Annotated in this window: 6 protein-coding genes, 1 tRNA gene and 1 pseudogene; 3 read left to right on the top strand and 5 right to left on the bottom strand. The window is 61.8% G+C overall.

What is annotated here, in order from left to right; all coding sequences use genetic code 11:
* The first annotated feature begins 66 nt into the window (after nucleotides 1-66).
* Both ACY693_RS14135 and ACY693_RS14130 read left to right on the top strand, forming a co-directional pair.
* Nucleotides 67-591: a DUF302 domain-containing protein gene (locus ACY693_RS14135; protein WP_462322463.1), complete on the top strand. Its 525-nt coding sequence runs from the start codon at nucleotides 67-69 to the stop codon at nucleotides 589-591.
* A gap of 12 nt (nucleotides 592-603) precedes the next feature.
* Nucleotides 604-1,176: a DUF4124 domain-containing protein gene (locus ACY693_RS14130; RefSeq protein ID WP_462322462.1), complete on the top strand. Its 573-nt coding sequence runs from the start codon at nucleotides 604-606 to the stop codon at nucleotides 1,174-1,176.
* A gap of 31 nt (nucleotides 1,177-1,207) precedes the next feature.
* On the opposite strand, the gene ACY693_RS14125 is transcribed toward ACY693_RS14130, so the two are convergent.
* The 5 genes and pseudogenes from ACY693_RS14125 to ACY693_RS14105 all read right to left on the bottom strand — a co-directional run bounded on the left by ACY693_RS14125 (nucleotide 1,208) and on the right by ACY693_RS14105 (nucleotide 5,330).
* A complete protein-coding gene (locus ACY693_RS14125) occupies nucleotides 1,208-1,714 on the bottom strand; it encodes a GlcG/HbpS family heme-binding protein (RefSeq protein WP_462322461.1) in 507 nt (168 codons plus the stop codon).
* A gap of 79 nt (nucleotides 1,715-1,793) precedes the next feature.
* Entirely contained in the window at nucleotides 1,794-3,023 is a 1,230-nt protein-coding gene (gene ispG / locus ACY693_RS14120; RefSeq protein ID WP_462322460.1) for a flavodoxin-dependent (E)-4-hydroxy-3-methylbut-2-enyl-diphosphate synthase, read from the bottom strand.
* 58 nt (nucleotides 3,024-3,081) lie between these two features.
* A complete protein-coding gene (locus ACY693_RS14115; RefSeq protein ID WP_462322459.1) occupies nucleotides 3,082-3,942 on the bottom strand; it encodes a DUF4743 domain-containing protein in 861 nt (286 codons plus the stop codon).
* A 44-nt stretch (nucleotides 3,943-3,986) separates the two neighbouring features.
* A pseudogene (gene mazG / locus ACY693_RS14110) lies at nucleotides 3,987-4,810 on the bottom strand (nucleoside triphosphate pyrophosphohydrolase).
* A 163-nt stretch (nucleotides 4,811-4,973) separates the two neighbouring features.
* Complete coding sequence (locus tag ACY693_RS14105; protein ID WP_462322458.1) at nucleotides 4,974-5,330, bottom strand: hypothetical protein; 357 nt, start codon at nucleotides 5,328-5,330, stop codon at nucleotides 4,974-4,976.
* A 224-nt stretch (nucleotides 5,331-5,554) separates the two neighbouring features.
* Here ACY693_RS14105 and ACY693_RS14100 point away from each other — a divergent pair.
* Nucleotides 5,555-5,631 (top strand) — tRNA-Arg (locus ACY693_RS14100).
* The last annotated feature ends 147 nt before the right edge of the window (nucleotides 5,632-5,778 follow it).

The following is a 5,778-nucleotide window of genomic DNA, read 5'->3' as shown; positions in this document are numbered from 1 at the left end:
TGACGATAACGACGAATAACGTGGGTGGCTTCGGCGCTCGCGGATAAACACCAAGGAGTTCTGCTCATGCTCAAACGCATTCTTGTATCGGCCATCCTTCTGTTTCTGTCGCCATTTTCCCTGCCCTTGGCGATGGCTGCCGAAGGCGACCCCAGTGCGCCCGAGGTCAACATGGTCGAGATTGGCCAGACGGTGCTCAAGCTTGGCCTCGCCGAAGGCGTGACCCCGGACGACGCCATCGACGCGATGAACTCAAAGGCCGTTGAGCTCAACATGAAGCTGGTTGGCCACCAGAACGTCAGCGCCGAGCTGGAAGCACGGGGTCTCGACTCGCCAAGATTGGAGATCTTTCAGTTTTGTCGGCCCGAAGACGCGGTCAAGATGGTGCGCTTCAACACCATCTATGCCGCCTATATGCCCTGCGCCATCGCACTCGTCGAGGACAATGATGGTCGCCATTGGCTTGAGATGCTCAATCTGGACATGATCATCAATGCCTATGAGCTGCCACCGGAGCTGCAGGCGATAGCGATCACCATCAACGGCGAGATGCTCTCGATCATTACCGCAGGTGCGACGGGTAGCTTCTGACTCCCTCGCGCAATGGACAGGGCTAAGGGCGTCGGGAGCCGCGATGGGCTCCGACGCCTTCGCTATCGGATGGGCGGGATGCTTCTCCAAGAGCTCGAGGCGGGGTCCAAGTTTGGCCTAGGCGCCCTCGTTCTGCTTGGGCTAGGCGCTTCGCTTACGCTGATGGCTCAGCCCGTTTACAAGAGCATCGGACCCGAGGGGGAAATCACCTATTCGTCTCGGCCACCGCCGTCGGCCGTTGCCGTTGAACCTGTTGAGATCCCACCAGGACCTACTCCAGCTGAGCAGGCCGCGGCCGAGGCGCGAGTGCAAGCGATTCAAGCCCAGGTTGAGACCTCGGCCGCGCAGCGTCAGGTGCAGGAGCAAGAAGCCATGGAGCGGGTTGCTGAAGCAGAATCGACAGTTCGCGAGGCTCAGCAAGCGCTGCAGGAGGCCAAGGTTCGACGAAATCCGGAAGATTGGCAGACCCTTGCTACGGGGGGCCGTGTCCCCTCAGCCTCTTATCTCAATCGAGTCGAAGAGGCAGAGCAACGGCTCGAACAAGCTAAACAGGAGCTTCAGCGGGCTCGGTCCGCGGCGCGCTGAAGCTCGTCACATGAGTGCTCGCAGCCAGATTCTACATCGCCATATCCAGATCATCCTGGACCGCATCAACGCCGGCTTGGGCGCACTCCTCGTCGGTCTCACCGGATGGCGCACCACTGACACCAACGCCGCCCACCAGCGAGCCGCCGACCTCGACCGTCACGCCACCGGCTGACATCACCAGAAAATCCTGACGGCCGACGGCGGTATCCGCGCGCGGCTCCAGCGCCGACGTGGCCGCATTGAAGTTGACCGCGGTGTAGGCCTTCTTATAGCTGATCGGAATCGTGATCGGGGCCGCAATGGTGTCGCGCAACTGGGTCTGGACGACGCCGTCGCGGTCGACGACGGTGACGCCGATCTGAATCCCCTTCTCGCGGCAGGCGTCGACGGTGGCCTGCGCGATCTTCTGTGCCGTCTCTAATGATAGACGCTTCACCGAGACCATCATCGGATCGTCGGCAAGCGCCGTCCCGGCCGACAGACTGCCAGCGAGCATCAGTGCGAGGGTTGAGACAGCCGCTACCTTTCTTGTCATTCGTCGTTTCTCCGCAGTCGAATTGTTGGTGGTCAGATGCCATGAAGACCGATGTGCCGTGAATCTAGTCGGGCCAGACTCATCGCGCGCTGAAACGCTCGTGGATGTAATCGTTGACCATCGCCTTAAAGCGCTCCGCGATATCCGGCCCCTTCAGTGTCGTCGCCTTCTCGCCGTCGATGTAGACCGGCGCCGATGGCTGCTCGCCGGTGCCAGGCAGGCTGATGCCGATGTTTGCATGTTTGCTCTCGCCAGGCCCGTTGACCACGCAGCCCATCACCGCTACTTGCAGGGTTTCGACGCCAGGGTAAGTCTCGCGCCATACCGGCATCTGATCGCGTAGGTAGCCCTGGATGTCTTCGGCGAGCTCCTGGAACACGGTGCTCGTGGTCCGGCCGCATCCCGGGCACGCGGTGACCATGGGGGCGAATGAGCGCATTCCCATGGTCTGCAGGATCTCCTGTGCGACCACGACCTCGCGGGTGCGTGATTCGCCGGGCGCCGGGGTCAATGAGACACGGATGGTATCGCCGATCCCTTCCTGCAGGATCACCGACAGCGCCGCCGTGGAGGCGACGATCCCCTTCGACCCCATGCCAGCCTCGGTCAACCCCAGATGCAGGGCATGGTCGGTGCGCTCAGCAAGCATCCGATAGACCGCGATCAGGTCCTGTACCCCGCTCATCTTGCAGGAGAGGATGATGTGATCGCGCCCAAGGCCGAGCTCCTCTGCGCGTAATGCGCTGCCCACGGCGGATTCGACCATGGCTTCGCGCATCACCTCGTCGGCCGTCCTAGGGCTCCCAGAGCGGGCATTGGCATCCATCATGCGCGCCACCAGCTCCGGGTCAAGGCTGCCCCAGTTGACACCGATGCGCACAGGCCGATCGTAGCGGCAGGCGATCTCGATCATGGTCGCAAACTGGGTATCACGCTTCTCTCCACGACCGACATTACCGGGGTTGATCCGGTACTTGGCCAGTGCCTCGGCGCACGCCGGATAGTCAGCCAGCAGTCGGTGACCGTTGAAGTGGAAATCGCCAATGAGTGGTACCGGTGAGTCCATCGCCTCGAGCCGGTCTCGAATACGCGGCACCGCCTCCGCGGCACTCTCATTGTTGACCGTGATCCGAACGAACTCGGAGCCGGCACGGGCCAGCTCCGCGCATTGGGTCACGGTGGACTCGATGTCAGCGGTGTCGGTATTGGTCATCGACTGCACGCGCACCGGCGCGTCGCCGCCGACCCCAAGTCCGCCGACCATGACCTGAACCGATCGACGACGTTGAATGCCAAACTGAATGCTCATGTTGCCCTCGAGAGAGTGGTACCGAAGATCAGCAGGGCCGCTCGCGATCCTGTCGCACTCAGGCCAGCGAGCGAAGCCGTTGCACGATCTCCAGATAGTCGGGATGTTCGGGTGTCAGCACACCATGGCGGACCAGGAAATCGATGATGACCAGATTGCAGTTGAGCTTGAAGGCGTCTGTGTTGTCGACGATCTCAGCGACTCGGTCAATGGGCATCAGCTCAAAGCCGGCGACCTCGCCGTCTTGGCACTGAGGCTCGAAGTCTGCGGGCAGCTCCAGATCGTAGCAATACATCACGTCTGGCTTGAGTCCCCGCTTGGAGGCACGGCAGTAGGTGATGGCGCCGACTGGGACGGCGCGGTCGGCCAGGTGCTCCGGCATCCCCGCTTCCTCCGCGCACTCCTTGCGGACATTCTCTGCCAAGGAAATCCCCCAAGGCAGGCCGCCGGCAACCATGTTGTCAAGCCGGTTTGGGTAAACCCGTCGGTCTGCCGCACGCCGGGCGATCCACATCCAGAGGCCATCGGGTCTTCGCACAAAACCATTGAGATGCTGTCCGAAGGCACGCACGCCAAAGTAAGGCGCGCAGGCACGGTCGATCAGGAAACGCGCATCCTCGCGCCGGCTTGGCGTGACCGGGTATTGCTCGCCGTGTCGATGGCTGATCAGTCCGCCCGCAATCAGCTCATCGCAGAGCCGCTGCATCGCCTCGGTGCGCGCCGCAAATCCGCTTGGCGCACTCACCCACTGCAGCGCAAACTGGTCGAGCAACAATGCCTCGCCAAGGTCGCTCAGGCTGTCTAGGGCCTCCGCAAACTCGCGGCGCGCCATGCCGAGCTGCTCGCCCTCGACGATGAAGGGAATAAAGTCACCAGCCGCCCAGCGATTGCACTCCTCAATCTGTGCTAGGAAGCTCATCGGATGCGCTCTCGCATGCCTGCTGCTGCCTCTAGGGACGGCCGTCAATGCTGTTCGTTCTTGATGATCTCCCAAAGCCGATCCATCTCGGCACGTTGGGAGTGCGCGGGAACCTGACCTGCAGCGCGGAGACAGACCTCGATGCGCTGAAAGCGGCGCTCGAAGCGATGATTGGCCGCGCGTAGCGCCTGTTCGGCGTCAACGCCAAGATGCCGAGCCAGGTTGACGCAAGAGAAGATCAGGTCGCCGACCTCGTGCACGCGCTCGGTCGGATCAGCATGCTCGGCAAAGGTCTCCTCACATTCTTGGAGCTCCTCCCTGATCTTCTCGACGACATGATCGAGGTCATCGAGGTCGAAGCCCACGTTCGCAGCGCGCTTCTGCAGCTTCTCCGCGCGCACCAAAGCCGGCAAGGCTTGCGCAACGCCGTCAAGCACGCTGATGTGTGGTCGCTCATGCTTGGCCTCGCGCTCGTCCGCCTTCATCCGCTCCCAATTCGCGCGCACCTCGGCCTCAGACTCCACACGCACATCGCCGAACACATGCGGATGGCGACGGATCATCTTGTCGCAGATCGCCTCAACCACATCCTCAAAGCTGAAGGCGTCCTTCTCCTCGGCCATCTGCGAGTAGATTGCGACCTGAAACAGCAGGTCGCCGAGCTCCTCGCGCCGCTCTGGCATATCGTCGTTCTCGCCTCGGCAACCTCATAGGCCTCCTCGAGCGTGAACGGCAGGATGCTGCGCATCGTCTGCTTCAGGTCCCAAGGACAGCCCCGCTCTGGATCGCGCAGGCGCGCGACGATCTGCAGCAGCGCGTCGATCTTACGGATGTCGCTCGGTGGCTGATTATTCGGCGGATTGATCATAAGGCAGTGATACGGCTAGAGGGTCGCGCGCGACCAATGCGGCGCCTGGCAGAGAACTGAGCCCGACTGGGCCTGACAGAGCCCGACTGAGCCTGGAAGCGGGCGACAAGCGCACCAGCAACGGATGGAAAGCAAGCAGACATGGGCCGGTCACAGCGCACAGCTAGGGGCGCACCAGCACATCGAACAGGATGCCCAACAGGATCGCAGCCAAGCTACCCCACCTCCAATAGCCAACCGGGATACCGACGACCTCGCCCGGCTTGATCCGGCCAGGGTCTTTCAGAATGCCCCAGAGATGGGGACCAGCCAAGAACCAGGGAATGAAGCCAAAGAACACTGGGACTGAGATCCAGAGGGGCACCGGTTGATTGATATAGACCAGCACCAAGAGTGCCGGCCAGACCACCAGGTAGCCAGCGCTCAGCTTGGCCTCTAGGGGGCGATGACGCGTCTGCAGAAAGGCAGCCAAGGCTCCCACGGCCCACAGCGCCGAGAGCGCAATCAACACCAGACGCATCAGAATCCTCCCAGCTCGCCCAAGAGTCGTCACAAAGCCAGCGCTCTTGGGCCTCAGTCTTTATGCGGTTGGTAAGGATACAGGATGCAGCACTAGCCTGCCGCTCGAGCGCGTCTTATCGATGAGCGCGCTGCGTCCCCTCGACCCACCGACAGAGGGTCGCGAGAATTCCCGTACAAGCGCTTGACAGCATCTCGCCGTCTTACGATAATTACCTGCTCGTCGCGCCCGTAGCTCAGCTGGATAGAGTACCTGGCTACGAACCAGGTGGTCGGAGGTTCGAATCCTTCCGGGCGCGCCACACACCCCTCCGTGCTTCTCCAGCGTCGGCGGCTCGGTGCGCAACATGCGCTACGCATTTGCCCACCGAATCGGCCGTTTGCCCTTCTTTATCTTTCGGACACAAAAAGTTTTTTCGAGTCTTTTTCGGACGACTATTTCTCGGACA

Source organism: Halochromatium sp. (assembly GCF_054919635.1).
This window is presented reverse-complemented; position numbering and strand designations above follow the sequence as displayed.